Origin of the sequence: Pseudomonas sp. PDM17 (assembly GCF_014851985.1) — a bacterium.
In the GTDB taxonomy this organism is placed as follows: domain Bacteria; phylum Pseudomonadota; class Gammaproteobacteria; order Pseudomonadales; family Pseudomonadaceae; genus Pseudomonas.
On the sequence record NZ_JACVAT010000001.1, the window covers coordinates 970,536 to 996,536 of the forward strand.

The following is a 26,001-nucleotide window of genomic DNA, read 5'->3' on the forward strand; positions in this document are numbered from 1 at the left end:
CTGACCAAGAGGGCGTCATGGATTTCAACGAATCCGCGGGTGACTTCGAGTCGACCCTGAAAAAACACGCGCGCGAATTGGTCGACTGCCTCGAGCAGGGCGACGTACAGACCGCCGTGCAGCTGATCTCCGAGCTCAACCAGGCGCGTGATCGCGGGCTCTACCAAGAGGTAGGCAAGCTTACCCGCGAGCTGCACAACGCCATCGTCAACTTCCAGATCGATCCCAGCTCCCCGCGCGCCCAGGAAGTCTCGCAGATTGCCGACGCCACTGATCGCCTGTCCTACGTGGTAACGATGACCGAGAAAGCGGCCAATCGGACCATGGACCTGGTGGAAGAGTGCACCCCGGTGGTCATGCACATCGAGACCCAGGCCAAGGAGCTGCAGGAAGACTGGTCGCGTTTCATGCGTCGCGAGCTGGGCCCCGAGGCCTTCCGTGACCTGGCCAAGCGTGTCGAGCAGTTCCTCTACATCAGTGCCCAGGACAGCCGCAAACTTTCCGCGCACCTGAACGACATCCTGCTCGCGCAGGACTTCCAGGACCTCACCGGGCAAGTGATCAAGCGCGTCACCAAGCTGGTGACCGAGGTCGAGTCGAACCTGGTGAAGCTGGTCTGGATGGCGGGGCAGGTCGATCGCTACGCCGGCATCGAGCATGACCACGAGAGCATGCGCGACGCGGTGGAAAAAGAAAGATCGTCCAAGGGTGAAGGTCCGCAGATTGCTGCCGATACAAGAAAGGACGTCGTATCCGGTCAGGACGATGTCGATGACCTGTTGTCCAGCCTTGGTTTTTAAGCGTCCGCTGACGCTGTAGAGGGAGCACCGAATGAGCTTCGACGCCGATGACGAAATCCTCCAGGACTTCCTGGTGGAGGCCGGCGAGATTCTCGAGCTACTGTCCGAACAACTGGTCGAGCTGGAAAGCCGCCCGGATGACATGGACCTGCTCAACGCAATCTTCCGTGGGTTCCATACCGTCAAAGGTGGTGCCGGCTTCCTCCAGCTGAATGCGCTGGTGGAGTGCTGCCACATCGCCGAGAACGTGTTCGACATGCTGCGCAAGGGCGAACGCCGCGTGGATGCCGAGCTGATGGACGTGATGCTGCAGGCGCTGGATACCGTCAACGTCATGTTCCAGCAGGTGCGTGATGCGGAGGAGCCGACGCCGGCGACTCCCGAGCTGCTGGCCGCGCTGTCGCGCCTGGCGGATCCGAACGCTGCTCCTGCCGAAACTCCCGCTGCGGCTGTTGCCGAGCCTGTCGTGGAGGAGGCCCCGGCCGCTGCGGCCGCCTATGGCGACATCACCGACGCCGAGTTCGAACAACTGATGGATGCCCTCGAGCCCGCCGCCGAAGCGCCTGCCGCACCGGTTGGCAGCGGTGGCGACGACATCACCGACGACGAGTTCGAAGCACTGCTCGACCAGCTGCACGGCAAGGGCCAGTTCAGCGCTGCTGCCAAGGAGCCCGTCAGCGCGGCTCCGGCACCGGTTGCCGAGGCGCCCGCCGTCGGTGCTGGCGACGAGATCAGCGACGACGAGTTCGAAGCGCTGCTCGACCAGTTGCACGGCAAGGGCCAGTTCACCGGTGCGAAGGAAGAGGCCCCGGCTGCCGTCGAGGCTGTTGCCCAGACCAAGCCTGAGGAAGCTCCGGCGGTCGGCGGCGACGACAACATCACCGACGACGAATTCGAGAAGCTGCTCGACGAGCTGCACGGCAAAGGCCAGTTTACCGGCGCGAAGGAAGAGCCGGTCGCGGCTGCGCCATCCCATGCACAGCCCAAAGCGGCTGCTGCGCCCGCACCCAAGCCTGCTGCCGCTCCGGCGCCGGCCGCTGCCGCCAAGCCAGCGCCGGCCAAGCCCACCGCTGCCGCCGCCGAGAAGCCGGCCAACGAAGCGGAAACCACCGTGCGAGTGGACACCGCCCGCCTGGACGAGATCATGAACATGGTCGGCGAACTGGTGCTGGTGCGTAACCGCCTGGTGCGCCTGGGCCTGAACAGTGGCGACGAGGCGATGGCCAAGGCCGTCTCCAACCTCGACGTGGTCACCGCCGACCTGCAGTCGTCGGTCATGAAGACCCGCATGCAGCCGATCAAGAAGGTCTTCGGCCGCTTCCCGCGCCAGGTCCGCGATCTGGCGCGCAACCTGAAGAAAGAGATCAACCTCGAGCTGATCGGCGAAGAGACCGACCTGGACAAGAACCTGGTCGAGGCCCTGGCCGACCCGCTGGTGCACCTGGTGCGCAACGCGGTGGACCACGGCATCGAAGGCCCCGACGAGCGAGAAGCCGCCGGCAAGTCGCGTTCGGGCAAGGTGGTGCTGTCCGCCGAGCAGGAAGGCGACCACATCCTGCTGTCGATCTCCGACGACGGCAAAGGCATGGACCCGGATGTGCTGCGCGCCAAGGCCGTGGAAAAAGGGCTGCTGGACAAGGACGCGGCCGATCGCCTGTCCGAGTCCGACTGCTACAACCTGATCTTCGCGCCGGGCTTCTCGACCAAGACCGAGATTTCCGACGTCTCCGGCCGCGGTGTCGGCATGGACGTGGTGAAGACCAAGATTTCCCAGCTCAACGGCATCATCAACATTTACTCGACCAAGGGCCAGGGCTCGAAGATCGTCATCAAGGTTCCGCTGACCCTGGCGATCATGCCGACCCTGATGGTGATGCTGGGCAACCAGGCCTTCGCCTTCCCGCTGGTCAACGTCAATGAGATCTTCCACCTCGACCTGTCGAACACCAATGTGGTCGACGGCCAGGAAGTGGTGATCGTCCGCGACAAGGCCCTGCCGTTGTTCTATCTCAAGCGCTGGCTGGTGCCGGGCGCGCAGTATGACGAGCCGGGCGAGGGCCACGTGGTGATCCTCTCCGTGGGCACCCAGCGCATCGGCTTCGTGGTCGACCAGTTGGTGGGCCAGGAAGAAGTAGTGATCAAGCCGCTGGGCAAGATGCTGCAGGGCACGCCGGGCATGGCGGGGGCGACTATTACCGGGGACGGCCGCATTGCGCTGATCCTCGACGTGCCGAGCATGCTCAAGCGCTACGCCCGTCGTATCTGACCGCCATGGGCGGGACGTGGGACGACCCCGCGCCCGCCCGTGTGATGGAAGAAGTTTTTTTCAGGAGTGTCTATGGCTGTCAAAGTCCTGGTGGTGGACGATTCGGGGTTCTTCCGCCGCCGCGTCTCGGAGATTCTTTCGGCTGACCCGCAGATCCAGGTGGTCGGCACGGCAACCAATGGCCGCGAGGCAATCGATCAGGCACTGGCGCTCAAGCCCGACGTGATCACCATGGACTACGAGATGCCGCTGATGGACGGCATCACCGCCGTGCGGACCATCATGCAGCGCTGCCCGACGCCGGTCCTGATGTTCTCCTCGCTGACCCACGAGGGCGCGCGGGTGACCCTGGACGCGCTGGACGCCGGCGCCGTCGATTACCTGCCGAAGAATTTCGAGGACATCTCGCGCAACCCGGACAAGGTCCGCCAGTTGCTGTGCGAGAAGGTCCACACCATCGCCAAGAGCAACCGCCGCTTCGCCGCGTACTCTTCGTACTCGTCGAGCCCGGCCGCGCCGGCTTCGGCTCCCGCTGCCGGCATTGCGCGTCCGGCCGCTCCCGTTTCGTCGGGCGCCAGCCACGCGCCGGCCGCTCCGGCTCCGGCGACTTCCGCCGCCCCAAAGCGTAAGCCCTACCGGCTGGTAGCCATCGGCACTTCGACCGGTGGGCCGGTGGCGCTGCAGCGGGTCCTGACCCAGCTGCCTGCCAATTTCCCCGCGCCGCTGGTGCTGATCCAGCACATGCCGGCGGCCTTCACCAAGGCCTTCGCCGAGCGCCTGGACAAGCTGTGCAAGATCACCGTCAAGGAAGCCGAGGATGGCGACATCCTGCGTCCCGGCGTGGCCCTGTTGGCTCCCGGCGGCAAGCAGATGATGGTCGACGCCCGTGGCGCGATCCGCATCCTGCCCGGTGACGAACGCCTGAACTACAAGCCCTGCGTCGACGTGACCTTCGGTTCCGCGTCCAAGGCCTATGGCGACAAGGTCCTGGCGGTGGTCCTCACCGGCATGGGCGCTGACGGCCGCGAAGGCGCGCGCATGCTCAAGCAGGGCGGCGCCCAGGTTTGGGCGCAGGATGAAGCCAGCTGCGTGATCTACGGCATGCCCATGGCGATCGCCAAGGCCGGCCTGGCCGACGCGGTGTACAGCCTGGACGACATCGGCCGGCACCTGACCGAGGCCTGCGGCTGATGGATGTCCTCAGCCTGGTCGGCCTGATCCTCGCGCTGGTTGCCATCATCGGCGGCAACTTCCTCGAGGGCGGGCACGTCGGTGCCCTGGCCAACGGCCCGGCGGCACTGATCGTGGTGGGCGGCACCCTGGCAGCCGCACTGCTGCAGACCCCGGTCGCGGTGCTCAAGCGCGCTGTGACCATGCTGCGCTGGATGGTCCTGCCACCCAAGGTGGATCTGGTCGGCGGCATCAACCACGTGGTCGGCTGGAGCATGACGGCGCGCAAGGAAGGCCTGCTGGGCCTGGAAACCGTTGCCGACGCCGAGCGCGATCCTTACGCGCGCAAGGGCCTGCAACTGCTGGTGGACGGCACCGAGCCCGAGGCCATCCGCAGCATCCTCGAAGTCGACCTGTACAACCAGGAAAGCCGCGACCTGGCGGCCGCCAAGGTATTCGAAGCCATGGGCGGCTACTCGCCGACCATTGGCATCATCGGTGCGGTGATGGGCCTGATCCACGTGATGGGCAATCTCGCCGACCCCAGCCAGCTGGGCAACGGTATTGCCGTGGCCTTCGTCGCCACCATCTACGGCGTCGGCCTGGCCAACCTGCTGCTGTTGCCCATCGGCAACAAGCTGAAAAGCATCGTGCTGCGCCAGTCCTGCTACCGCGAAATGCTCATGGAGGGCCTGCTGTCCATCGCCGAGGGTGAGAATCCGCGCTCCATCGAGCTGAAGCTGCAAGGCTTCGTCGGCTGAGGGGGAGGGGATGCGCATGCCTCGCCGCAGACGTCATGAGGAACACGAGAATCACGAACGCTGGCTGGTGTCCTACGCGGACTTCATCACCCTGCTGTTCGCCTTCTTCGTGGTGATGTACTCGATCTCCTCGATCAACGAGGGCAAGTACAAGATCCTCTCGGAAACCCTGACCGGGGTGTTCAACCAGCCGGACCGCTCGATCCGCCCGATCCCGGTCGGCGAGGAGCGCCCGCGCACCCAGCAGCCGGACCAGTCGCTCAATGAGCCGCAGGACGACGGCCAGGCCCAGAGCAACCCCGATACCCTGCAGCAGATCAGCGACAGCGTGCGCCAGGCCTTCGGCGACCTGATCTCCACCGACCAGCTGTCGGTGCGCGGCAACGAGTTCTGGATCGAGATCACCCTCAATTCCAGCCTGCTGTTCCCCAGCGGCGATGCCATTCCCAATGACGCCGCCTTCGAGATCATCGAGAAGGTCGCCAGGATTCTGGCGCCTTACCGCAACCCGGTGCACGTCGAAGGTTTCACCGACAACGTTCCGATCCATAATTCGCAGTACCCGACCAACTGGGAACTGTCCGCTGCACGGGCCGCCAGCATCGTCCGCATGCTCGCCCAGGACGGCCTCGACGCCGGTCGGCTGGCGGCGGTGGGCTATGGCGAATTCCAGCCAGTGGCGGACAATGCCACGGCGGATGGCCGCGCACGCAACCGCCGGGTGGTGCTGGTGATCTCCCGCAACCTGGAGGTGCGCCGCAGCATCAGCGGGGTGGGCAGTGGCAAGGCGCAGCCGGACCCGGCGTTGCGGCATGCTGGCACGCAATCTGCACCAGTGATTGCCAGTGAGGCGCCCGGCAGTGGCGCCGTCAATTCTTCGTCATCGGCAGGGGACTGAACGATATGAAAACCCTGAACCGAATCACGGCCTGCGGGGAGCCAGCACTATGAAAGTCTGGGCGGTAGCCAACCAGAAAGGTGGCGTCGGCAAGACCACATCCTCGATCGCATTGGCAGGCCTGCTGGCGGATGCCGGCAAGCGCGTGCTGATCGTCGACCTGGACCCCCACGGCTCGATGACCAGCTACTTCGGGCATGACCCGGACACCCTGGAGCACAGCGTGTTCGACCTGTTCCTGCACCAGGGCAACGTGCCCGAGGGGCTGCCGGAATCGCTGCTGCTACCCACCAGCCACGAGAACATCCGCCTGCTGCCGTCGAGCACCGCGCTGGCCACCCTGGAGCGCCAGTCGCCCGGGCAGAACGGCCTGGGCCTGGTGATCGCCAAGAGCCTGGCGCAGCTGTGGAACGAATTCGACTACGCGATCATCGACAGCCCGCCGCTGCTGGGCGTGCTGATGGTCAACGCCATGGCGGCCAGCCAGCACCTGGTGATCCCGGTGCAGACCGAGTTCCTCGCCCTCAAGGGCCTGGAGCGCATGGTCAACACGCTGAAGATGGTCAACCGCTCGCGCAAGCAGGCGCTGCCTTTCACCATCGTGCCGACCCTGTTCGACCGCCGTACCCAGGCATCGCTGGGCACCCTGCGGGTGCTGCGCGATACCTACCCGGAAACCCTCTGGCAGGCGTTCATCCCGGTGGATACCAAGCTGCGCGACGCCAGCCGGCTGGGCACGGTGCCGTCGCGCAACGACAGCAACAGCCGGGGTGTGATCGCCTACCGTGCTTTGCTCAAGCATCTGCTGGCCCATGTGCCGGCGAGCCAGGTAGCCTGACGATGGCAGGCCTGAACAAAAGAATCCGACGGATGCGCTCAAGAGCGGCGCGTCCGCTGCCGATAGGCTGGACAGTCACCTTGCGCGGTTATCCATCATGAGTCGTTCCGCTACCGCCACTCGCCCCCAGCTCGCGCTGCAGTCCTACCTGGACGCGCTGCTGCAGGAGGCCACTTTCGAAGACTTCGCACCGGAGCCGGTGGCGCAGCCTGCCGCCGCGCCGGTTGCTCCGGCTCCGATCGCCCCGGTGGCGCTGGTGGTCAGCGAGCCGGTCGCGCCGCTGATCGCCGAGCCTCAGGTTGCGGTACAGCAGGCGCCGCAAGCCAGCGTCAGCCTCGATGAATTCGAAGCGGCCGTGCTCGAAGAACAGGTCCGCGATGCACGCCTGAACGTCGCCGCTCGCGCACCGGTTACCCCGGCTCCGGTGGCCGAACTGCGCCTGCCAGAGCCCGTAGCCCCGGTCATCGAAGCGCCCGTTGCCGATGCTGCCGAGGCCGACGAGCCGCCAGCGCAACTGGGTCAGGTCATCGACCTGCACCAGCCCGGCAGCGCCGAGATGCCCGCCGCGCCGCTCAAGCTGCTCGACGACGGTCGCCCGGTCTGGGCCGCCGAGCCCTTCGAGTGCCTGCTGTTCGACGTCGCCGGATTGACCCTGGCGGTGCCGCTGGTTTGCCTGGGCTCCATCTATCCACTGGCGGGGCACGACCTGACCCCGCTGTTCGGCCAGCCCGACTGGTTCCTCGGCATCCTGCCGGGCCAGAACGGCAACCTGAAGGTACTCGACACCGCGCGCTGGGTGATGCCCGAGCGTTACCGCGACGACTACCGCGAGGGGCTGCAGTACGTGATTTCCGTGCAGGGCTACGAGTGGGGGCTGGCCGTGCATCAGGTCAGCCGCTCGGTGCGCCTGGACCCGTCCGAGGTGAAGTGGCGCAGCCAGCGCCAGCAACGCCCGTGGCTGGCCGGCACGGTGATCGACCAGATGTGCGCACTGCTCGATGTCTCGGCCCTGGCCGAACTGATCGCCAGCGGCGCCGCCAAGCGCCTGCAGCCCTGAGGCTGCGCGCAAGCAGATTTGAAAGACAACCTCCACGCCGCAGGCGGCGTGGAACCAGAAGAGGCGAGGGGATATGAAGAAAACGTCAGCGCAAGGTGCCGAAGATCCGATTCTGCAGTGGGTCACCTTCCGCCTGGACAACGAGACCTACGGCATCAACGTGATGCAGGTCCAGGAAGTGCTGCGCTACACCGAGATCGCGCCGGTCCCGGGTGCTCCGAGCTACGTGCTGGGCATCATCAACCTGCGCGGTAACGTGGTCACCGTGATCGACACCCGCCAGCGCTTCGGCCTGGACCCGGCGCCGGTCTCGGACAACACCCGCATCGTCATCATCGAAGCCGACAAGCAGGTAGTGGGCATCCTCGTCGACAGCGTCGCCGAGGTCGTCTACCTCCGCCAGTCCGAGATCGAGACCGCGCCGAACGTCGGTAACGAGGAATCGGCCAAGTTCATCCAGGGCGTCTGCAACAAGAACGGCGAGCTGCTGATCCTGGTCGAGCTGGACAAGATGATGACCGAGGAAGAGTGGTCGGAGCTGGAGAGCATCTGAGGTGCTGATCGCTCTGGTGGTGCTCGGTATCGCCTGCGCGGGCCTGGCGATGGCCTGCGTCTGGCTGTCCGGCCGGCAGCGCGCCCAGGAAGCCCAGGCGGTGCAGCTGGCCAAGCAGCTGGCGGTGTTCGAGCAGCGCCTGAAGGAACAGGGCAAGCGCATCGAGTCGTACCAGCAGATCAACATCCGCATGGGCGAGGAGCTGCGCGAGCTGAACAAGCAGGTCGCGCCGCTGCCCGAGCGCCTGGTGCGCATCGAGCAGCGCGACCCCACCAGCCTCTCCTTCAGCCAGGCGGCACGTCTGGTTGGCATGGGCGCCAGTCCCGAAGACCTGACCCAGAGCTGCGGCCTGTCCCAGGCAGAAGCCGAACTGGTCGCCCGCCTGCATCAGGGCAAGGCGCGGGACTGAGCCCGCGCCGCCGCCTTTTTCGAGCCCCAGCCGCCTGTCGGGATTCCTGGCTTGTAGGAGTTTCACTACAGGCAATTAGGACTCGTCTGATAAGAATCGCGGCAATACGTCGCTAAATTGGCCTCGTCAAAATTTTTCCGAGGCCATCGATATGGCGACCATTTCCCGCCGGGCCATGGTGCTGTGCTCGCACCCCGGCCGGCTGCTGAACTACAGCGTGCTGCTCAATCGTCTGGAGTTCTACCACCTGAGCCTGTGTCTGAACCTGGACGAAGTCCGCAAGGCGCTTTCGGGCCGCCAGCGCTACAGCCTGTTCATCCACGACGATTTCCGCCCCGGCCCCAACGAGCTGATGAGCCTGAAGGCGCTGAGCCAGAGCAACACCTTCCGCCAGTTCCTGCTGGTGGGGAACTACAGCGCGGAGGAGCGGCGCGGCCTGATGCAGTGGGCCTGGGCCAACCGTGTGCCGCTGCTGGATGTGTTGGACAAGCCGATTTCCCTGGCGCAGTTGCGCGAGGTGACCAGCAGCATGGTGCTCTACCACAGCGAAGACGAGCAGCCGATCCGCAAGTCGGTGCGCGAGTTCAGTGACTTTGCCCCGGCCGGCGACCTTCCTCCTGCCCGCAGCGGCTGCGAGTGCCGCGGCTGAGAAGGCTCACCGGCGACGGGAGTCCGGCCCTTCCAGCAACAGCGGCATCGCGTCCGGCGGCGCCTCCTGCTTGCTGTTCAGTGGGCTCTTGCCCTTGAGGTACCAGGCGAAGGCGATGATCTCGGCGATGGTGCGGTAGAGCGCCTCGGGAATCGCATCGCCCAGCTCCAGGCGCGCCAGCAAACGCACCAGCTCGCCGTTCTCGTAGATCGGCACCTCGTGGTGGCGGGCGATGGCGAGGATGGTTTCCGCCAGTTCATCGTCGCCCTTGGCGGTGAGCGTCGGTGCGCTCTGCCCGTCATAGTTGAGGGCAATGGCCTGGCGCGGCGCTTTCCTGGATTTCTTCATGCAGTCTCGTCCACCCAGCGTTGTTCCACCGCCGTGCGCGCGCCCTGGGGCGGCTTGCCCTGGCGGCAACTCAGCTCGCCCACGCTGAGACCCGCGTCGTTCAGGCGCTGGCGCAGGGTGCCCAGTTCGCCATCGATCAGGCTGGCGGTGGCGGCGCGCTCGGCCCACAGCTGAGTGCCGATGCTGCCGTGGGCCAGGGTGGCCTGGACCTGCAGCGGGCCGAGGCTGTCCAGGTCGAAGGCCAGATCGACGCGCCAGAGCATTTCCCGCGGCTGCTGCTCGCGATCGTTCGCCGGGCTGTCCTTTTCTTCCTGCTGGATACGCACCTGGATCGGCACCATCTGCTGTTGGTGGCGCAGGGGAATCTCCAGCTGCCAGGTGTTCAGTACCGTGCCGTCGGGCAGCACATCGCTCTGCGCCAGGCTGCCCAGCTGGTGGGTCTGCAGGCGGGAGACCGCAGCGGCGGCCAGTTTGAGCAGCGACTCGAGGTCGCCTTCTTCCTCCAGTTCATTGGCCAGCCGGCTGGGGAGCGGGAAGCTGACCGGTGGCGGCGTGCGCCCGCTGGTCTGGCCGATCACACCCAGTGCATTGCGCACGAAGGCCGGCATGGCCTGTGCCAGATTGTTGGCACCGGCCAGGGCGCTGCCCGGCAGGTTGCCCAGCACCGCGGCCGCCGTACCGCCCTGGACGGTTGGCAGTATCTGGGCAATCAGCCGCAGCAGATTGGCCTTGAGGTCCTGGGGCAAACTCTCTACGCCGCGCAGCAACTGCCCTTCGAGGAACGCGCCGCTTTGCTGGAAGGCCTGGGCGACGCCCTTGGCATCACTGAGCTGGCGGATGTCTGGCAGTGCGCCGAGCAGCTTGTCCACCGACTGGCGCAGCTCCGGGCTCAGGTTCGGGTTGCTGCCGCTACCCTGCAGCGCTTTGAACAGATTATCCAGCGGGCCCTGGCGGTTCTGCTGGGCGCCGAGCTGCAGGCTCAGGTCGAGCTGGTCCAGGCGGGCGTTCATCGGCAGGAACTGCAGGGCCTGCTGGTCCTGCACCCGGGCGCTGAGCAGGCTGTTGAGGGGGAGCGGGTTGGGCGATTCGATGCTCAGCTGGCGCCCGGCCAGCGGCGTGTTGAGCAACGTCACCAACACCTTGTAGACCACCTGCTCGGCCTTGCCCATGGCGATCAGCTGGCTGGCGTCCACCTTGCCCTGGATCAGCGTGCCCACCGGCAGCACGTCGAGATCGAGACTGCCCAGTGGCGCCTGGCTGGCGCCACTCATGCCGAGGGTGCTAAGGCTCGGTTGCGTCAGCAGGGTGGCGGCGAGGCTGGTCTGGTTCAGCGTCGACAGCTGCAGGGTGCTGCCCTTGGGCAGCGCCTGAGGGCTTTCCGCCACCACCAGCGCCTGCTGTCCGCTGGCCATGGTCAGGCGCAGCAACAGCTGAAAATTCACCTGCCCGTCGCGCACTGCCAGCACTTCTGCGTGGGCTTTGTCTCCCGGCGGCAGAAGGTCGCCGAGGCTCTGCGCGAGCTTGAGCGTCAGCTCGGCCGCGCTCGGCGTGCTGCGCAGCGACGGGGTAGGCGGTAGCGGACGGGAAGCGCCAATTTCACTCGGCATCGGGGACCTGCAGGCGGCGTGACGGGGTTGCGCCCAGTGTATCGGCGGCGATTGCCCGCACTTTAGACCGTCCGGCGGCAGGAGGGCAGGGCGGTGGTTGCGCATGGACGCAGCTCAAGGTGCGCTGATTTGACGTTACACCCTGTCGAAAAACCTGACGTCGGGTGTAGGAACCGCTGTGTATAATGCGCCGCCCGAGGCCGTGCTTGGCGGCCCGCGCGGTATGGCCGCGTTTTTGCACCACTGACTGTTTTCTGCCCGACGGTTGCCGATGCCCTTGACCCATCCCCTCCTCGAAACCGTGGCGCTCGCCTGCGAGCGGGACTGGCGCATGCTGTTCGAGCGTCTCGATCTGCGACTGGGCGCGGGCGAAATGCTACAGATCGTCGGTCCCAACGGCAGCGGCAAGACCAGCCTGCTGCGCCTGCTCAGCGGGTTGATGCAGCCTACCGCCGGTGATGTGCTGCTCAATGGCAAGCCGCTGACCGAGCAGCGCCACGAACTGGCCCGTCAGCTGCTGTGGATCGGCCACGCGGCTGGCATCAAGGGCCTGCTCACCGCCGAAGAGAACCTCGCCTGGCTCTGCGCGCTGCACCAGCCGGCCAACCGCGATGCCATCTGGCAGGCGCTGGAAGCCGTCGGCCTGCGCGGCTTCGAGGACGTTCCCTGCCATACCCTGTCCGCCGGCCAGCAGCGCCGCGTGGCCCTGGCGCGCCTGTATCTGGACGCGCCGCCGCTGTGGATCCTCGACGAACCCTTTACCGCCCTGGACAAGCAGGGCGTGGCGCAGCTCGAAGAACACCTGGCCGGCCATTGCGAACGCGGTGGACTGGTTGTGCTGACCACCCACCACAGCCTGGAGCGCATGCCGCAGGGTTACCGCGCCCTCGACCTGGGCCAGCATGCGCGGGAGGTGGCGGCGCGATGAGCAACGTCTTCACCCTGCTGCTCGCCCGCGAAGCGCGCCTGCTGTTCCGTCGTCCGGCGGAGCTGGCTAATCCTTTGGTGTTCTTCGCCATCGTCATCGCGCTGTTCCCGCTGGCGGTCGGTCCCGAATCGGAAATGCTCAAGAATCTCTCGCCGGGGCTGGTCTGGGTCGCGGCACTGCTCGCAGTGCTGCTGTCGCTGGACGGCCTGTTCCGCAGTGATTTCGAAGATGGTTCTTTGGAACAGTGGGTCCTTTCGCCGCACCCCCTGCCACTACTGGTACTGGCCAAAGTGCTGGCACACTGGCTGGTTTCAGGGCTGGCCCTGGTGCTGCTGTCGCCGCTGTTCGCCCTGATGCTGGGCCTGCCGGCGCGCTGCCTGCCGGACCTGCTGCTGTCGCTGCTGCTGGGGACACCGATCCTGAGCCTGCTGGGCGCCGTGGGTGCGGCGCTCACCGTCGGTCTCAAGCGCGGTGGCCTGCTGCTGGCCCTGCTGATCCTGCCGCTTTACATTCCGGTGCTGATCCTGGGCAGCGGAGCGCTGCAGGCGTCGTTGCAGGGGCTGCCCACCGCCGGGCACCTGCTGTGGCTGGCCAGCCTGACGGCGTTAGCATTGACGCTGACGCCCTTTGCCATCGCCGCCGGGCTGAAGATCAGCGTCGGCGAGTGAACGAACGATCGCCGGGCTGGGAAGCGGCACCGGCGGCAGACTAGAGCTTTGAATTACAGAGCCTGATGATGAACTGGACTTGGTTTCACAAGCTTGGCTCGCCCAAGTGGTTCTACGAGATCAGCGGACGCTGGATGCCCTGGTTCGCGGTCGCCGCGATCCTGCTGATGGTTGCCGGCACTGTCTGGGGCCTGGCCTTCGCGCCGCCGGATTACCAGCAGGGCAACAGCTTCCGCATCATCTATATCCACGTGCCGGCGGCGTTCCTCGCCCAGTCCTGCTACGTGATGCTGGCCGTGGCCGGCGCGGTCGGGCTGATCTGGAAGATGAAGATCGCCGACGTCGCCGTACAGTGCGCCGCGCCGATTGGCGCCTGGATGACCTTCGTCGCGCTGGTCACCGGTGCGATCTGGGGCAAGCCGACCTGGGGTGCCTGGTGGGTCTGGGACGCACGCCTGACCTCGATGCTGATCCTGCTCTTCCTCTATTTCGGCATCATCGCCCTGGGCCAGGCCATCACCAACCGCGACAGCGCGGCCAAGGCCTGCGCCGTACTGGCCATCGTCGGCGTGGTGAACATCCCGATCATCAAGTACTCGGTGGACTGGTGGAACACGCTGCACCAGCCGGCCACCTTCACCCTGACTGAAAAGCCGCCGATGCCGCCGGAGATGTGGATTCCGCTGCTGATGATGGTCGCCGGCTTCTACTGCTTCTTCGCCGTGGTGCTGATGATGCGCATGCGCCTGGAAGTGCTCAAGCGCGAAGCCCGCGCGAGCTGGGTCAAGGCCGAGGTGGAGCGCGCGCTATGAGTTTCGAATCATTCTCCGATTTCCTCGCCATGGGTCACCATGGCCCTTACGTGTGGTCCGCCTACGCCATCTGCCTGGTGGTCCTGGCGATCAACGTCGTCTCGCCGATCGTGGCGCGCCGGCGTTACCTGCAAGAAGAGGCGCGTCGTCTGCGCCGGGAGGCCAGCAAGTGAATCCGGTCCGCAAGAAGCGTCTGTACATCGTCCTCGCCATCGTCGCCGGCGTTGGCGTCGCCGTCAGCCTGGCGCTGTCGGCCCTGCAGGAAAACATCAACCTGTTCTACACCCCGACCCAGATTGCCAACGGCGAAGCACCGCACGACACGCGCATCCGTGCCGGCGGCATGGTCGAGAAGGGTTCGCTCAAGCGTTCGGCGGATTCGCTGGATGTGGAGTTCGTGGTCACCGACTTCGCCAAGGAAGTCACGGTGAAATACCGCGGCATCCTTCCGGACCTGTTCCGCGAAGGGCAGGGCATCGTCGCCCTGGGCAAGATCAACGAAGCCGGCGTGCTGACCGCCGATGAAGTGCTGGCCAAGCACGACGAGAAATACATGCCGCCGGAAGTCACCAAGGCGCTCAAGGACAGCGGCAAGCTGGAGCACTACGAAGCCAGCCAGAGCGGCAACGCCGCGCCGCAACAGGGGAGCAACTGACATGGTTCCCGAACTCGGTCACCTCTCGCTGATCCTCGCGCTGTGCATGGCGCTGGTGATGTCGTTCTTCCCGCTTGTGGGTGCCTGGCGCGGTGATCGCCAGTGGATGAGCCTGGCGCGCCCGGCAGCCTGGGGGCAGTTCGCCTTCCTGCTGTTCTCCTTCGGCTGCCTGACCTGGGCCTTCCTCCACGATGATTTCTCGGTGGCCTACGTCGCCAGCAACTCCAACAGCGCGCTGCCCTGGTTCTACAAATTCAGCGCCGTGTGGGGCGCCCACGAAGGCTCGCTGCTGCTCTGGGCGCTGATCCTCGGCGGCTGGACCTTCGCCGTGTCGGTGTTCTCCCGCCAGTTGCCGGAAGTGATGCTGGCTCGCGTGCTGGCCGTGATGGGCATGATCAGCACCGGCTTCCTGCTGTTCCTGATCATCACCTCCAACCCCTTCAGCCGCCTGCTGCCGCAGGTGCCGGCCGACGGCAACGACCTCAACCCGCTGCTGCAGGACCCGGGTCTGATCTTCCACCCGCCGATGCTCTACATGGGCTACGTGGGCTTCTCGGTGGCCTTCGCCTTCGCCATCGCCGCACTGCTCGGCGGCCGCCTCGACGCCGCCTGGGCGCGCTGGTCGCGTCCGTGGACCTTGGTGGCCTGGACCTTCCTCGGCGTCGGCATCGTGCTCGGCTCCTGGTGGGCCTACTACGAACTGGGCTGGGGCGGCTGGTGGTTCTGGGACCCGGTGGAAAACGCCTCCTTCATGCCCTGGCTGGTGGGCACCGCGCTGATCCACTCGCTGGCGGTGACCGAGAAGCGCGGCGTGTTCAAGAGCTGGACCGTGCTGCTGGCCATCGCGGCCTTCTCGCTGAGCCTGCTGGGCACCTTCCTGGTCCGCTCCGGCGTACTGACTTCGGTGCACGCCTTCGCCTCGGACCCCGAGCGGGGGGTGTTCATCCTCGCCTTCCTGCTGGTGGTGGTCGGTGGTTCACTGACGCTGTTCGCCCTGCGCGCGCCGGTGGTCAAGAGCCAGGTCGGCTTCGCCCTGTGGTCCCGCGAAACCCTGCTGCTGCTGAACAACCTGATCCTGGTGGTCACCGCCTCGATGATCCTGCTGGGCACCCTCTACCCGCTGGTGCTCGACGCCATCAGTGGCGCCAAGCTGTCGGTCGGCCCGCCGTACTTCAATGCGCTGTTCGTGCCGCTGATTGCCATCCTCATGCTGGCCCTGGCGGTCGGCGTGCTGGTGCGCTGGAAGGACACCCCGACCCGCTGGCTGCGCAACATGCTCACCCCGGTGCTGATCGGCACCGTGGTGCTGGGCGGTGTCGGCAGCTTCCTGTATGGCGAGCTGCACTGGGAAGTACTGACCGTGTTCATGCTGGCCGCCTGGGTCGTGCTGGCCGGTCTGCGCGACTTCTTCGACAAGGTCCGTCACAAGGGCGTGATCGCCGGTGCCGCGGGCCTGAACCGCAGCTACTGGGGCATGCAGCTGGCGCACTTCGGTATCGCCATCTGCGCCATCGGCGTGGTGCTCACCAGCCAGTTCAGTGCCCAGCGCGACCTGCGCATGGCACCGGGCGAGTCGGTGGAACTGGCCGGTTACCAGTTCCGCTTTGAGGGGACCCATCACTTCGAAGGCCCGAACTTCACCTCCGACAAGGGCACCATCCGCGTCACCCGCAAGGGTTCGGAAGTGGCTGTGCTGCACCCCGAGAAGCGCCTGTACAGCGTGCAGAACTCGATGATGACCGAGGCCGGCATCCACGGCAGCCTGACCCGCGACCTCTACGTCGCCCTGGGTGAGCCGCTGGACAACGGCGCCTGGGCCGTGCGCGTGCACATCAAGCCCTTCGTGCGCTTCATCTGGCTCGGTGGCCTGCTGATGGCCCTGGGCGGCGTGCTGGCGGCGCTGGATCGTCGCTACCGCCTGAAAGTGAAAACGCGTGTACGCGAGGCCCTGGGCCTCGCCGGACAGGGAGCCTGAGTGTGAAGCGTGCGATCCTGCTGTTGCCCCTGGCGATCTTCCTGGTCGTCGCGGTATTCCTCTTCCGTGGCCTGTGGCTCGACCCCAGCGAGCTGCCCTCGGCGCTGATCGGCAAGCCGTTCCCGGCGTTCTCCCTGCCCAGCGTCACCGAGCCGGGCAAGACCTACACCGAGGCCGACCTCAAGGGCAAGCCGGCGCTGGTCAACGTCTGGGGCACCTGGTGCCCGACCTGCCGCTTCGAGCACCCGGTGCTGACCGATCTGGCCGCCAAGGGCGTGGTGATCTACGGCATCAACTACAAGGACGACGGCGCCGCGGCGCAGAAGTGGCTCAAGGAGCTGCACAACCCCTACCTGATGAATATCGCCGATGCGCAGGGCACTCTGGGCCTCGACCTGGGCGTCTACGGCGCGCCGGAGACCTACATCATCGACAAGGACGGCATCATCCGCCACAAGCTGGTCGGCGCCGTCGACGAGAAGGTCTGGCGTGAACAGCTGGCGCCGATCTACCAGGGTCTGGTCGACGAAGCGGAGGGCAAATGAAGCGTCTGCTTGCCGCCACCGCGCTTGGGCTTTGCCTGACCGGCATTGCCCATGCCGCCATCGACACTTACGAATTCGCCAATGACGCCGAGCGCGCGCGCTTCCGCGAGCTGACCACCGAACTGCGTTGCCCCAAGTGCCAGAACCAGGACATCGCCGACTCCAACGCGCCGATCGCCGCGGATCTGCGCAAGCAGATCTACACCCAGATGGCGGCCGGCAAGAGCAACCAGCAGATCGTCGACTACATGGTCGACCGCTACGGCGAGTTCGTGCGCTACAAGCCCGAAGTCAGCGAGCGCACCTGGCTGCTCTGGTTCGGCCCCGCCGCGTTGCTGGGGCTGGGCGTGATCGTCATCGGCGCCATCGTCGCGCGCCGCCGTCGCCCGGTCGCTGCCACTTCCACCACGCTGTCCGCCGAGGAGCAGGCGCGTCTCGACCAATTGCTGGATAACCAAGACAAATGATCGATTTCTGGCTCGCCGCCGGCCTGCTGTTGCTGGTGGCCCTGGCATTTCTCCTCGTCCCTCTGCTGCGCGGCCGCAAGGCCCAGGCTGAGGAAGACCGTACCGCCCTCAACGTCGCCCTGTACCAGGAGCGTCTGGCCGAGCTGGGTTCCCAGCGTGACGCCGGCACCCTCGACGCCGCGCAGTTCGAAGCCGGCCGCGCCGAAGCGGCCCGCGAGCTGCTCTCCGACACCGAAGGCGCCGGCGATGATCGCCGCTCCCGTCTCGGCCGCGCCGCGCCGCTGGTGGTAGCGCTGGTCCTGCCGTTCCTCGCGCTGGGCCTCTACTTGCACTGGGGGGCCAGTGACAAGGTCGAGCTGGCCCGCGAGTTCGCCACCGCGCCCAAGTCCATGGAAGAGATGACCTCGCGCCTGGAACGTTCGCTCAAGGCTCAGCCGGACTCCGCTGAAGGCTGGTACTTCCTCGGCCGCGCCTACATGACCCAGAACCGCGCCGCCGACGCCGCCAAGGCCTTCGAGCAGGCCGCGCGCCTCTCCGGCCGCCAGCCGGAAGTGCTCGGCCAGTGGGCGCAGGCGCTGTACTTCGCCGGGGACAAGGCGCTCAGCCAGCAGGTCCGCGACCTCGCCGACGAAGCGTTGAAGAAGGACCCGCAGGAAGTCACCACGCTCGGCCTGCTCGGCATCGCCGCGTTCGAGGACGAGAAGTACGCGGACGCCATCGACTACTGGGGCCGCCTGGTCACCGTGCTGCCGCAGGACGATCCGTCCCGCGACGCCATTGCCGGCGGCATTGAGCGCGCTCGCCAGCGGATGGTCGAGAAGGGCCAGACTCCGCCCGAAGCCCCGGTGGCTGCCGCCACCGCTGGCGTGACCCTGAAGGTGAAGGTCGACCTGACCGACGCCGTGAAGGGTCAGGTCAAGCCGGACGACAGCGTGTTCGTCTTCGCCCGTGCCGTGAGCGGCCCGCCGATGCCGCTGGCGGTGAAGCGCCTGAAGGTCTCCGATCTGCCCAGCGAGGTGTCGCTGAGCGACGCCGACGCGATGATGCCGCAGCTCAAGCTCTCCCAGCATCCGCAGGTGCAGCTGGTCGCGCGCATCTCCCGCGCCGGCAATGCCACTGCCGGGGAATGGATCGGACGAAGTGCTTCGTTGTCTACTTCCCAGGCGGGCGAGCAGAGCGTGACAATCGACAGCCCGGATCAGAAGTAATCACAAGAGAGGGTTGAGCGATGAAGGGCAGATTGCTGGCGCTGGGCGCCATGCTGGTACTGAGTGGTTGCGTGGTGCAACCGCAGCAGCCGGAGCAGCCGCCTTCGCAGATTCCGCCGCCCTCGCAACCGAGCAAGCCTATCCCGCCGGCCAAGACCTCCAGCTCGCCGATCACCCCGCAGCCCAGTGCTGCGCCGACCGCCAAGCGTCCGACCCAGTTCGCCCCGCCGCCCGGCGGCAAGGGCCGCTGGGACGCCAGCCTCGGCGTCTATGTGATCCAGGGCCAGAAGGACCTCTACTACCGCCAGCGCACCTACTACCACTGGGACAGCGGCTGGTACTGGGGCGTCGGCCCGCAAGGCCCCTGGACCGAGACCGACAGCAGCGGCGTACCGCCGGGGCTGACGCGTAAATACGCCCAATAGGGCGCACCCGGATAGCACGGAGCCTGGGCGCTCAATCGAACGTCCCCATTTCCGTCCCCAGCGCTATCACCTCCACCCGATTGCGTCCGCTTGCCTTGGCCTTGTACAGCGCCTTGTCCGCCGCGGCGTAGAGCCCTTCGTAGGTGCCCGGAACGCCGGCCTCCAGGCAGGCGATGCCGAAGCTCGCGGTGAGGTAGAGCAACCCGTCTTTTATCGGCAGCGGGGTTTCCTCCAGCAGTCGGCGAACCTTCTCGGCGATGACCCGTGCCTGGGGCTGGGAGGTATCGGGCAACAGCAGCAGGAACTCCTCGCCGCCCAGGCGCGCCACGCTGTCGCCGGTGCGCGTGTAGTTCCTCAGCAGGCTGGCGGTATGGCGGATGACTTCGTCGCCCAGCGGGTGGCCGTAGCGGTCGTTGATGAACTTGAAATGATCCAGGTCCACCATGAGCAGGCTGATCGGCGCCGGCTGGCGGGCGGCGCGCGACAGCTCCATGCCTACCAACTGGTCGAACTGGCGGCGGTTGAACAGCCCGGTCAGCGGATCGTGACCGGCGAGGTATTCCAGCTGGCGGTTCTTTTCTTCCAGCTCCAGCCTTTGCTGGCGGAGGAATTCGCGCTGACGCAGGTTGCGCACATGGCCGTGCCAGAGGATGAACGACAGCACCAGGCCGATACCGCAGATGGTCAGCCCGCCCATCTGGTTCGACAGGCGCAGCTGCGGGCTGGCCTGGGTCAGCGTCATGGTCAGCTCGAAGACGGCCAGCGCGAGGATATAGAGCGCGATGGCCAGGCTCGGGCGCAACAGGATGATCAGCGAGGTGGCCACCGAGGCCATCAGGAAAGGGGTGATGCTGCTGGTGACCTGCTGGTCGGCGCCGGTGATGGCGATGCCGAACCCCAGCAGCAGGATGCTACCCAGTACGCTCAAAGTCTGCATGTACCACAGAGGCGCGTGGCGCCGGGGTGGGGTGGCCAGCCAGGCGAGCAGGCCGATCAGGCTGAAGAGCACGGCGACCACGGCGTGGACGCGGATGATGTCCAGGCGCCAGCCGTCGTATTCGGGGCTGGAGCCCTGCAGGTTGAGGCGGAATACCAGGATGTGGACCAGATCGAAAGGCACCGCCAGCAGGGCGGAGAAGTACAGGCGCCGCAGGTTTTCCCGGGCGATCGGCAGCGCCAGCGCGTCGTTGACGGCAATGGCGTGGTGCAGACGCTGAAGCAACGTCCTGGACACGGGCTCTGGCCTCCTGCGCAAGTGCCGGCCAGTAGCAGGATAGACGCAGCGCCGGTTCGCTGCGGCGTGGATTGAAATCGACGTGACTTGGCGCGTCACCGCGGCAGTCACAGCCCGCTACGCTGAAATTTCCGAGCTCGGCAACAAATTGGCCTGGAACATTGTCGGATAGGCCCTCGGCGGGCATAGTCCGCAACCCTGTTTATCCAGGAATGCTGTCATGAATCCCCAGGACGCTGTCATGAATAGAGTGCAACGACTGTCGGCGCAACAGGGCCTGGACGCCGAGCGCGCGCTGCTCGACGCCACCTTCGCCGGCGAGCGCGATAGCGGCCTGCTGTTCTGGAGCCCGCTGGAGCAGTCCCTGGTGATGCCGCGCCGGTTGAGCCGCCTGGAAGGCTTTGCCGCCGCGGAGGCCGCCTGCGCCGGGCTGGGCTGGCCGATCGCCCTGCGTGACACCGGCGGCGAGCCGGTGCCACAGTCCGCCGGGGTGCTCAATGTCGCGCTGGTCTATGCGATCCCGCCGGGTGACAACGAGCAGACGCGTATCGAGACAGCCTACCTGCGCCTGTGCCAGCCACTTTGCGACTGGCTCGCGGCGCTCGGCCTGGATCCGGGCCTGGGCGAAGTGGAAGGCGCTTTCTGCGACGGCCGCTACAACGTCAACCTGGGCGGCCGCAAGCTGGTGGGCACCGCCCAGCGCTGGCGCCGCCGGCCCAGCGACGGGCGCTATGTGGTGCTGGCCCACGGCGCCATCCTGATGGAGAACCAGCGCGAGCCGATGGTGGCCGCGGTGAACGCCTTCTACGAGCACTGCGGGCTCGATGCCCGTGTGCGCGCCAGCAGCCATGTCGCGCTGGACGAGCGCTACGAGCAGCCCTGGGACCAGGTGGACGCCCTGGCCGGGCAGTTTCAGCGGCACCTGCTGGCCGAAGGCGTGGTGCTGAATGTGTGAAATGAACGACGTGGGTGGATGTTCGCTTCGCCCCAACCCTTCCAAGGAGTCTTGATCGATGGAACATGGGACGAATTACCTGCAGTCGGCAGTCGTTTTCCTGCTCGCGGCGGTGTTCATGGTGCCGCTGGCCAAGCGCCTGCAACTGGGCGCTGTGCTCGGCTACCTGCTCGCCGGGGTGTTCATTGGCCCGTCGCTGCTGGGGCTGATCGACAACCCCGAAAGCGTCGCCAGCCTGTCCGAACTGGGCGTGGTGCTTTTGCTCTTCATCATCGGTCTGGAGCTTTCGCCCAAACGCCTGTGGGTGATGCGCAAGCAGGTGTTCGGCGTCGGCCTGGCGCAGGTGCTGCTCACCGCGCTGGCCATTGGCAGCGTCGCGGTGCTGGTCTTCGACATGCCGGTGAATACCTCCGTGGTGCTGGGCGGCGGTCTGGCGCTGTCGTCTACCGCCTTTGGCCTGCAGATTCTCGCCGAGCGCAAGGAGCTGAACAGCCCCTACGGCCGCCTCGGTTTTGCCATCCTGCTGTTCCAGGACATTGCCGCGATTCCGCTGATCGCCATGATCCCGCTGCTGGGCGCGCGCGCCGATTCGGCGGCGCCGGGCGGTGACCTGGCTCACGTCATGGAAGTGGTCGGCAGCATCGCCGTGGTGGTGATCGGCGGTCGCTTCCTGCTGCGCCCGGTGTTCCGCTCGGTGGCCCGCACCGGTCAGGCTGACCTGTCCACCGCTACCGCGCTGCTGGTGGTGGTCGGCACTGCCTGGCTGATGGAATGGGCCGGCGTATCCATGGGCCTGGGCGCCTTCCTCGCCGGCCTGCTGCTGGCGGACTCGGAGTACCGCCACGAACTGGAAGCACAGATCGAACCCTTCAAGGGCCTGCTGCTCGGCCTGTTCTTCATCAGCGTGGGCATGAGCGCGGACCTCGGCCTGCTCAAGAGCGAGCCGCTGGTGGTCCTTGGCCTGACCCTGCTGCTGGTGGGCATCAAGCTGCCACTGCTGTTCCTCATTGGCCGTCTGGCCGGTGGGTTGGACAAGGTCTCGGCGATCCGCCTCGGCGTGCTGCTGGGCGCTGGCGGCGAGTTCGCCTTCGTGGTGTTCAAGCTGGCCCTGGCCCAGGGGCTGATGGACGGCAAGCTGCACTCGCTGCTGGTGCTGTGCATCACCCTGTCCATGGCGATGACCCCGCTGCTGGTGCTGGCCCTGGCGCGCAATATCAAGCCCAAGCCCGCCGTGCTGCGCGAGCCGCCGCCCGAATACCGCCAGCTGCCGGACGACGCGCCGCGCGTGGTGATTGCCGGCATGGGCCGGATGGGCCAGGTGGTCGCCCGTATCATGCGCGCCCAGGGCGTGCCCTTTGTCGCGCTGGATACCTCGGTGGACACCATCGAGCTGACCCGCAGCTACGGCAATATCCCGATCTTCTATGGCGACCCGCTGCGCCCGGAAATCCTCCGCGCCGCCCAGGTGGAGAAGGCCGAGTTCTTCGTGGTCGCCACCGACGACCCGCAGACCAACATCGAGACCGCGCGCCTGGTGCGCAAGCTCTACCCGCACCTGAAAGTTATCGGCCGGGCCCGCAACCGCCAGCACGTCTACCACCTGCTGGACGCCGATGCGACGCCGGTGCGCGAGACCTTCCACTCGAGCCTGGAGATGAGCCGCCTGCTGCTTACCGGCCTGGGCCTGACCGAGGAACAGGTCGCCGCGCGCATCCGCCGCTTCAAGCGCCACGACGAAGCGGTGCTGATGGCCCAGTACCGCGTCTACGACGACGAGACCGCGGTGATCCAGACCGCTCGCGAGGCGCGCAAGGAGCTGGAAACCCTGTTCGAGGCCGACCACCTGGAAGACCAGGGTATCGGCCACCACTGACCGGCCATTCCGCGCATCGATAGTGCTGGGGCGCCACGCGCGCCCCGGCGCATCCTCGGGCCTTCGCAACGGAGGCCCATCGATGAGCGACTACCGCACTTTCACCCGGGAAGACCGCGACGGCGTTGCCGTGGTGAGCTTCTGCCACCCGCCGATCAACCTGGTCGACCGCGCCATGGTCATCGACCTGCTGCACCTGGCCGATGAGCTGGAGCGCGACAGCGATACCCGCGTGGTGCTGCTGCGCAGTGCCAACCCGGATTTCTTCCTCGCCCACTACGACCTCGGCAGCCAGCTGGATGCGCCGCCGATGAAGCTGCCCGCCGGCATGGCCAACCCGCTCAGCGCGCTGTTCAGCCGTTTCAGCCGGCTGCCGCAGGTGACCATCGGCGAACTGCGCGGGCGCGCGCGGGGCGCCGGCAGCGAATTCCTCCTGGCACTGGACATGCGTTTTGCCTCCCGCGAGCGCGCGCTGCTCGGCCAGCCGGAAGTGGCGGTCGGCCTGCTGCCCGGTGCGGGCGGCACGGTGCGCCTGGCGCAAATGCTGGGGCGGGGCAGGGCGCTGGAGGTCTGCCTGGGCGGCGAGGATTTCGATGCGGACACGGCAGAGCGCTACGGCTGGATCAACCGGGCGCTGGCAGACGCGGAGCTGGAAGGGTTCTGTGAGGCCCTGGCGCGTCGCATTGCGGCCTTCCCGGTGGCGGGCATCGCCCATGTGAAGGCGCTGGTGGAGCAGGTGACGGCGGCGGATCAGGCGGCGTTGGTGGAGGAGTCGCAGCGCTTCGTCGGTGATATGTCGGCGCCGGAAACGCTGGAGCGGGTGCGCTGGATGATGGACAACGGCGGCCAGCAGGACGGGGATCTCGAGCGCGACCTGGGGGCCGCACTCGGGCGCTACCCGGGCTGAATCGCTGGCAAGGACGGCTTCACGCGGTTTTCGCCAGGATCGGTTCGTTCGCTACGGCGACCAGTACGGGGCGGGCCAACTGATGCTTCACCGCCGGACGCGGCTGGCGGCTGACCGAGGGACGGCGGTCGGGGATCACCACGGCCGAGCCCGGCGAACGCAGGGTCAGCACGGCGATGCCACCGGCCAGCACCGTGGTAGCAAGTACGACGCTGGCCAGGGCGACGTACAGCAGCAGCTCCACCAGGGAGCCAATGAGCAGCAGGAAATCGAGAATGACTTGCATGGTGGTGTCCTCTTGACGATCCGTTTGGGGGCGTCTCGCGAGTAGCTTGTTCGCCCCTGCGGCCCGACTGCGGGGCCGGCGAATCTCCTGCCAGCGAGTTGATGGGGCAAAGATGCCGCGCGCGGACTATCAAGAGAACTGAATGCGTCGACTGGTGACTATCGACGTTATCGATAGCGGCTGTAAGCCGCGGACTAGACGGGCGTCCTGGTTTTCCGCGGGCGCCCGCGACCTTGGTCGGGTAGACGGTCAGAACTTCTCGCCCGGCTGCAGGAAACGCCACTGGCCGACGGGCAGCTTGCCCATGGCCACGCCGCCCAGGCGCAGGCGGCGGATCGACAGGGCGTGCAGGCCGACCGCGCGGCACATGGCCGCGATCTGGCCGGGGCGGAACTGCTTGCCAGCAAAGCGCAGGCGGGTCTCGCTCTGCCAGCTGACCTTCAGCGGCGGCAGTTCGCGGCCGTCGATCAGCAGGCCGCGGCAGAGGCGCTTCAGGCCGTTGTCGGCGATCTGCCCGCTGACCTCGACCACGTACTCGTGCTCGATGTTGTCCGCCTCGTCCACCAGCCGGCGCTGCACGCCGCGGCTCTGGGTGTAGACCAGCAGGCCGCTGGCGTCGGTCTCCAGCACGGTGGTGTTGAACTGGTGGCCGAAGTGCTTGCGCAGCAGGCGCTGTTGCAGGTTGTCTTCGGTCCAGCGCTTGTCCGGCGTCAGCAGTTGCTGGGCGGAGTTGGCGCCGTTGCCGCTGCCCAGGCCGACCGGCTTGTGCACGAGGATGGTCACCGGCGGAATCGGGTCGGGGGAGGCGCCCGGCAGCAGTTCGATGCGCTGGGTATCGACCTTGAACTGCGGTTCCTCCACGCGCTGGCCGTCGACCGTGACCCAGCCACCCTCGATGTACAGCTCGGCGTCGCGGCGCGAACAGGGCAGCAGCTCGGCGAGACGCTTGGACAGGCGGATGGCTTCGGACATTTCGGGTAACCAGGCAGGGGAAAGCGTTCATTGTAACCGCAAGCCGGTGGAATGATCCGCGCCGTGTCCGGTCACAACCTCAGACCAAGCAGCGAGGAAGCGCGATGCAGATCACCCTGATCGACGGCCTGGGCTGGGACCTGGACGAGCACGGCACCGGCGGCCTGACCAACCGGCGTGGCGAGAAGGTGCACCTGCGTCAGGGCGACATGGACGGCGCCTGCGGGCCCTACTGCCTGGTGATGGCCATGCTCGCCCGCAACCAGCTGGCGCGGCGCCAGGCCAAGGGGTTGGCGCCGGTGGATTCGCGGACCCGCTACGGGCGGCTGATGGAGGCGCTGAACCAGCACGAGACGCTGGTGCGCGTCGGCACCACGGGCGCCGACCTGCTGGAACTGCTCAAGGTCATCAGCGACAAGGAGTACCGCGTCGAGCGTGGCAACGGCACGCGGATGGTCGAGCTGACCCGGCGGCACCTGGAGGAGAACATCCCGGTGGTGCTGGGCTTCCATGGCCGCAAGGACAGTGACATCCGCCACTGGTGCCTGGCGGTGGGGATGAGCGACGACGCCTTCTTCCTCCTCGACCCGGCCCACGACCTGCAGCGCGGGCTGGCCTGGAACGCGGTGCTGACCACCCAGGCCAACGGTTCGCGCTTCGGTTATCGCTACCTGAATGCGAAGGGGACCTGGGCGGTGACGCTCAAGGAGATGGTGGCGCTGCTCTGAGCCTTTC

The 26,001-nt window shown here is 66.6% G+C and carries 29 protein-coding genes; 24 read left to right on the plus strand and 5 right to left on the minus strand.

What is annotated here, in order from left to right; genetic code table 11:
- The first annotated feature begins 17 nt into the window (after positions 1-17).
- From IB256_RS04725 to IB256_RS04770, 10 genes are all read left to right on the plus strand, one after another.
- The gene (locus IB256_RS04725; protein ID WP_045212054.1) at positions 18-800 is read left to right on the plus strand and encodes a protein phosphatase CheZ; all 783 of its coding nucleotides are present in this window, start codon (positions 18-20) and stop codon (positions 798-800) included.
- A gap of 31 nt (positions 801-831) precedes the next feature.
- Positions 832-3,066 (plus strand): chemotaxis protein CheA, encoded by a 2,235-nt coding sequence (locus tag IB256_RS04730; protein WP_192290980.1) that lies wholly within the window; start codon positions 832-834, stop codon positions 3,064-3,066.
- Positions 3,067-3,138: 72 nt separating this feature from the next.
- Positions 3,139-4,257: a protein-glutamate methylesterase/protein-glutamine glutaminase gene (locus IB256_RS04735; protein ID WP_192401486.1), complete on the plus strand. Its 1,119-nt coding sequence runs from the start codon at positions 3,139-3,141 to the stop codon at positions 4,255-4,257.
- Positions 4,257-4,997 carry a flagellar motor protein gene (locus tag IB256_RS04740; RefSeq protein ID WP_138215067.1) on the plus strand — a complete coding sequence of 247 codons (741 nt, stop codon included), beginning with the start codon at positions 4,257-4,259 and terminating at the stop codon, positions 4,995-4,997. Before IB256_RS04735 ends, IB256_RS04740 begins: the two co-directional genes overlap by 1 nt.
- Positions 4,998-5,013: 16 nt before the next feature.
- A complete protein-coding gene (gene motD, locus IB256_RS04745) occupies positions 5,014-5,895 on the plus strand; it encodes a flagellar motor protein MotD (protein ID WP_192290976.1) in 882 nt (293 codons plus the stop codon).
- A gap of 49 nt (positions 5,896-5,944) precedes the next feature.
- Positions 5,945-6,733, plus strand: a complete 789-nt coding sequence (locus IB256_RS04750; RefSeq protein WP_138215065.1) for a ParA family protein — start codon at positions 5,945-5,947, stop codon at positions 6,731-6,733.
- A gap of 97 nt (positions 6,734-6,830) precedes the next feature.
- The gene (locus IB256_RS04755) at positions 6,831-7,790 is read left to right on the plus strand and encodes a CheW domain-containing protein (protein WP_192290974.1); all 960 of its coding nucleotides are present in this window, start codon (positions 6,831-6,833) and stop codon (positions 7,788-7,790) included.
- Positions 7,791-7,863: 73 nt separating this feature from the next.
- The gene (locus IB256_RS04760; protein ID WP_015476565.1) at positions 7,864-8,343 is read left to right on the plus strand and encodes a chemotaxis protein CheW; all 480 of its coding nucleotides are present in this window, start codon (positions 7,864-7,866) and stop codon (positions 8,341-8,343) included.
- A 49-nt stretch (positions 8,344-8,392) separates the two neighbouring features.
- A complete protein-coding gene (locus tag IB256_RS04765; protein ID WP_167523289.1) occupies positions 8,393-8,752 on the plus strand; it encodes a DUF2802 domain-containing protein in 360 nt (119 codons plus the stop codon).
- Between the two features lie 151 nt (positions 8,753-8,903).
- On the plus strand, positions 8,904-9,401 hold the full coding sequence (locus IB256_RS04770; RefSeq protein ID WP_225601596.1) for a hypothetical protein: 498 nt from the start codon (positions 8,904-8,906) through the stop codon (positions 9,399-9,401).
- A gap of 6 nt (positions 9,402-9,407) precedes the next feature.
- Here IB256_RS04770 and IB256_RS04775 read toward each other — a convergent pair whose 3' ends face one another.
- Together IB256_RS04775 and IB256_RS04780 are read right to left on the minus strand one after the other, a co-directional pair.
- Positions 9,408-9,749 carry an EscU/YscU/HrcU family type III secretion system export apparatus switch protein gene (locus tag IB256_RS04775; protein WP_192290972.1) on the minus strand — a complete coding sequence of 114 codons (342 nt, stop codon included), beginning with the start codon at positions 9,747-9,749 and terminating at the stop codon, positions 9,408-9,410.
- Positions 9,746-11,356 carry a flagellar hook-length control protein FliK gene (locus IB256_RS04780; RefSeq protein WP_192290970.1) on the minus strand — a complete coding sequence of 537 codons (1,611 nt, stop codon included), beginning with the start codon at positions 11,354-11,356 and terminating at the stop codon, positions 9,746-9,748. Before IB256_RS04780 ends, IB256_RS04775 begins: the two co-directional genes overlap by 4 nt.
- Positions 11,357-11,627: 271 nt before the next feature.
- Between IB256_RS04780 and ccmA the strand changes: the two genes are divergently transcribed.
- The 10 genes from ccmA to IB256_RS04830 all read left to right on the plus strand — a co-directional run bounded on the left by ccmA (position 11,628) and on the right by IB256_RS04830 (position 19,039).
- Positions 11,628-12,284: a cytochrome c biogenesis heme-transporting ATPase CcmA gene (gene ccmA, locus IB256_RS04785; protein ID WP_192224209.1), complete on the plus strand. Its 657-nt coding sequence runs from the start codon at positions 11,628-11,630 to the stop codon at positions 12,282-12,284.
- Positions 12,281-12,952, plus strand: coding sequence for a heme exporter protein CcmB (ccmB, locus tag IB256_RS04790; protein ID WP_017520311.1), 672 nt, complete (start codon positions 12,281-12,283; stop codon positions 12,950-12,952). The genes ccmA and ccmB overlap by 4 nt, the downstream gene beginning before the upstream one ends.
- 65 nt (positions 12,953-13,017) lie before the next feature.
- Positions 13,018-13,764, plus strand: a complete 747-nt coding sequence (locus tag IB256_RS04795; RefSeq protein ID WP_088416741.1) for a heme ABC transporter permease — start codon at positions 13,018-13,020, stop codon at positions 13,762-13,764.
- A complete protein-coding gene (gene ccmD, locus IB256_RS04800; RefSeq protein ID WP_081519307.1) occupies positions 13,761-13,937 on the plus strand; it encodes a heme exporter protein CcmD in 177 nt (58 codons plus the stop codon). The genes IB256_RS04795 and ccmD overlap by 4 nt, the downstream gene beginning before the upstream one ends.
- Positions 13,934-14,419, plus strand: coding sequence for a cytochrome c maturation protein CcmE (gene ccmE / locus IB256_RS04805; protein ID WP_045212029.1), 486 nt, complete (start codon positions 13,934-13,936; stop codon positions 14,417-14,419). Before ccmD ends, ccmE begins: the two co-directional genes overlap by 4 nt.
- 1 nt (position 14,420) lies before the next feature.
- Positions 14,421-16,394, plus strand: coding sequence for a heme lyase CcmF/NrfE family subunit (locus IB256_RS04810; protein ID WP_081519308.1), 1,974 nt, complete (start codon positions 14,421-14,423; stop codon positions 16,392-16,394).
- Positions 16,395-16,396: 2 nt separating this feature from the next.
- Positions 16,397-16,939, plus strand: a complete 543-nt coding sequence (gene dsbE, locus IB256_RS04815) for a thiol:disulfide interchange protein DsbE (RefSeq protein WP_015476576.1) — start codon at positions 16,397-16,399, stop codon at positions 16,937-16,939.
- The gene (locus tag IB256_RS04820; protein WP_192290966.1) at positions 16,936-17,406 is read left to right on the plus strand and encodes a cytochrome c-type biogenesis protein; all 471 of its coding nucleotides are present in this window, start codon (positions 16,936-16,938) and stop codon (positions 17,404-17,406) included. Before dsbE ends, IB256_RS04820 begins: the two co-directional genes overlap by 4 nt.
- On the plus strand, positions 17,403-18,614 hold the full coding sequence (ccmI, locus tag IB256_RS04825) for a c-type cytochrome biogenesis protein CcmI (RefSeq protein ID WP_192224211.1): 1,212 nt from the start codon (positions 17,403-17,405) through the stop codon (positions 18,612-18,614). Before IB256_RS04820 ends, ccmI begins: the two co-directional genes overlap by 4 nt.
- Positions 18,615-18,634: 20 nt before the next feature.
- Positions 18,635-19,039 (plus strand): hypothetical protein, encoded by a 405-nt coding sequence (locus tag IB256_RS04830; RefSeq protein WP_192290964.1) that lies wholly within the window; start codon positions 18,635-18,637, stop codon positions 19,037-19,039.
- A gap of 31 nt (positions 19,040-19,070) precedes the next feature.
- Here IB256_RS04830 and IB256_RS04835 read toward each other — a convergent pair whose 3' ends face one another.
- On the minus strand, positions 19,071-20,273 hold the full coding sequence (locus tag IB256_RS04835; RefSeq protein WP_192290962.1) for a GGDEF domain-containing protein: 1,203 nt from the start codon (positions 20,271-20,273) through the stop codon (positions 19,071-19,073).
- Between the two features lie 241 nt (positions 20,274-20,514).
- Here IB256_RS04835 and IB256_RS04840 point away from each other — a divergent pair, with 241 nt between their 5' ends.
- From IB256_RS04840 to IB256_RS04850, 3 genes are all read left to right on the plus strand, one after another.
- On the plus strand, positions 20,515-21,228 hold the full coding sequence (locus IB256_RS04840; protein ID WP_192290960.1) for a biotin/lipoate A/B protein ligase family protein: 714 nt from the start codon (positions 20,515-20,517) through the stop codon (positions 21,226-21,228).
- Between the two features lie 58 nt (positions 21,229-21,286).
- The gene (locus tag IB256_RS04845) at positions 21,287-23,101 is read left to right on the plus strand and encodes a monovalent cation:proton antiporter-2 (CPA2) family protein (RefSeq protein ID WP_192290958.1); all 1,815 of its coding nucleotides are present in this window, start codon (positions 21,287-21,289) and stop codon (positions 23,099-23,101) included.
- Positions 23,102-23,183: 82 nt separating this feature from the next.
- Positions 23,184-24,008, plus strand: a complete 825-nt coding sequence (locus IB256_RS04850) for an enoyl-CoA hydratase/isomerase family protein (protein WP_192290956.1) — start codon at positions 23,184-23,186, stop codon at positions 24,006-24,008.
- A 19-nt stretch (positions 24,009-24,027) separates the two neighbouring features.
- On the opposite strand, the gene IB256_RS04855 is transcribed toward IB256_RS04850, so the two are convergent.
- On the minus strand, positions 24,028-24,294 hold the full coding sequence (locus tag IB256_RS04855; RefSeq protein ID WP_192290954.1) for a hypothetical protein: 267 nt from the start codon (positions 24,292-24,294) through the stop codon (positions 24,028-24,030).
- Positions 24,295-24,543: 249 nt separating this feature from the next.
- A complete protein-coding gene (locus IB256_RS04860; protein ID WP_192290952.1) occupies positions 24,544-25,266 on the minus strand; it encodes an RNA pseudouridine synthase in 723 nt (240 codons plus the stop codon).
- A 104-nt stretch (positions 25,267-25,370) separates the two neighbouring features.
- Here IB256_RS04860 and IB256_RS04865 point away from each other — a divergent pair, with 104 nt between their 5' ends.
- A complete protein-coding gene (locus tag IB256_RS04865) occupies positions 25,371-25,994 on the plus strand; it encodes a hypothetical protein (protein ID WP_081519319.1) in 624 nt (207 codons plus the stop codon).
- Positions 25,995-26,001 lie beyond the last annotated feature (7 nt).

Excerpts from the sequence above, each read along its gene's own strand:
- IB256_RS04795 (WP_088416741.1), top strand. The coding sequence starts at position 13,018 with ATGATGAACTGGACTTGGTTTCACAAGCTTGGCTCGCCCAAGTGGTTC.
- ccmI (WP_192224211.1), top strand. The coding sequence starts at position 17,403 with ATGATCGATTTCTGGCTCGCCGCCGGCCTGCTGTTGCTGGTGGCCCTG.
- IB256_RS04840 (WP_192290960.1), top strand. The coding sequence starts at position 20,515 with ATGAATAGAGTGCAACGACTGTCGGCGCAACAGGGCCTGGACGCCGAG.
- ccmA (WP_192224209.1), top strand. The coding sequence starts at position 11,628 with ATGCCCTTGACCCATCCCCTCCTCGAAACCGTGGCGCTCGCCTGCGAG.
- IB256_RS04850 (WP_192290956.1), top strand. The coding sequence starts at position 23,184 with ATGAGCGACTACCGCACTTTCACCCGGGAAGACCGCGACGGCGTTGCC.
- IB256_RS04855 (WP_192290954.1), bottom strand. The coding sequence starts at position 24,294 with ATGCAAGTCATTCTCGATTTCCTGCTGCTCATTGGCTCCCTGGTGGAG.
- motD (WP_192290976.1), top strand. The coding sequence starts at position 5,014 with ATGCCTCGCCGCAGACGTCATGAGGAACACGAGAATCACGAACGCTGG.
- IB256_RS04830 (WP_192290964.1), top strand. The coding sequence starts at position 18,635 with ATGAAGGGCAGATTGCTGGCGCTGGGCGCCATGCTGGTACTGAGTGGT.
- IB256_RS04770 (WP_225601596.1), top strand. The coding sequence starts at position 8,904 with ATGGCGACCATTTCCCGCCGGGCCATGGTGCTGTGCTCGCACCCCGGC.
- IB256_RS04735 (WP_192401486.1), top strand. The coding sequence starts at position 3,139 with ATGGCTGTCAAAGTCCTGGTGGTGGACGATTCGGGGTTCTTCCGCCGC.
- IB256_RS04845 (WP_192290958.1), top strand. The coding sequence starts at position 21,287 with ATGGAACATGGGACGAATTACCTGCAGTCGGCAGTCGTTTTCCTGCTC.
- IB256_RS04730 (WP_192290980.1), top strand. The coding sequence starts at position 832 with ATGAGCTTCGACGCCGATGACGAAATCCTCCAGGACTTCCTGGTGGAG.
- IB256_RS04820 (WP_192290966.1), top strand. The coding sequence starts at position 16,936 with ATGAAGCGTCTGCTTGCCGCCACCGCGCTTGGGCTTTGCCTGACCGGC.
- IB256_RS04725 (WP_045212054.1), top strand. The coding sequence starts at position 18 with ATGGATTTCAACGAATCCGCGGGTGACTTCGAGTCGACCCTGAAAAAA.
- IB256_RS04750 (WP_138215065.1), top strand. The coding sequence starts at position 5,945 with ATGAAAGTCTGGGCGGTAGCCAACCAGAAAGGTGGCGTCGGCAAGACC.
- IB256_RS04765 (WP_167523289.1), top strand. The coding sequence starts at position 8,393 with ATGGCCTGCGTCTGGCTGTCCGGCCGGCAGCGCGCCCAGGAAGCCCAG.
- IB256_RS04780 (WP_192290970.1), bottom strand. The coding sequence starts at position 11,356 with ATGCCGAGTGAAATTGGCGCTTCCCGTCCGCTACCGCCTACCCCGTCG.
- IB256_RS04860 (WP_192290952.1), bottom strand. The coding sequence starts at position 25,266 with ATGTCCGAAGCCATCCGCCTGTCCAAGCGTCTCGCCGAGCTGCTGCCC.
- IB256_RS04740 (WP_138215067.1), top strand. The coding sequence starts at position 4,257 with ATGGATGTCCTCAGCCTGGTCGGCCTGATCCTCGCGCTGGTTGCCATC.
- IB256_RS04755 (WP_192290974.1), top strand. The coding sequence starts at position 6,831 with ATGAGTCGTTCCGCTACCGCCACTCGCCCCCAGCTCGCGCTGCAGTCC.
- ccmB (WP_017520311.1), top strand. The coding sequence starts at position 12,281 with ATGAGCAACGTCTTCACCCTGCTGCTCGCCCGCGAAGCGCGCCTGCTG.
- ccmD (WP_081519307.1), top strand. The coding sequence starts at position 13,761 with ATGAGTTTCGAATCATTCTCCGATTTCCTCGCCATGGGTCACCATGGC.
- IB256_RS04810 (WP_081519308.1), top strand. The coding sequence starts at position 14,421 with ATGGTTCCCGAACTCGGTCACCTCTCGCTGATCCTCGCGCTGTGCATG.
- IB256_RS04865 (WP_081519319.1), top strand. The coding sequence starts at position 25,371 with ATGCAGATCACCCTGATCGACGGCCTGGGCTGGGACCTGGACGAGCAC.
- IB256_RS04775 (WP_192290972.1), bottom strand. The coding sequence starts at position 9,749 with ATGAAGAAATCCAGGAAAGCGCCGCGCCAGGCCATTGCCCTCAACTAT.
- IB256_RS04760 (WP_015476565.1), top strand. The coding sequence starts at position 7,864 with ATGAAGAAAACGTCAGCGCAAGGTGCCGAAGATCCGATTCTGCAGTGG.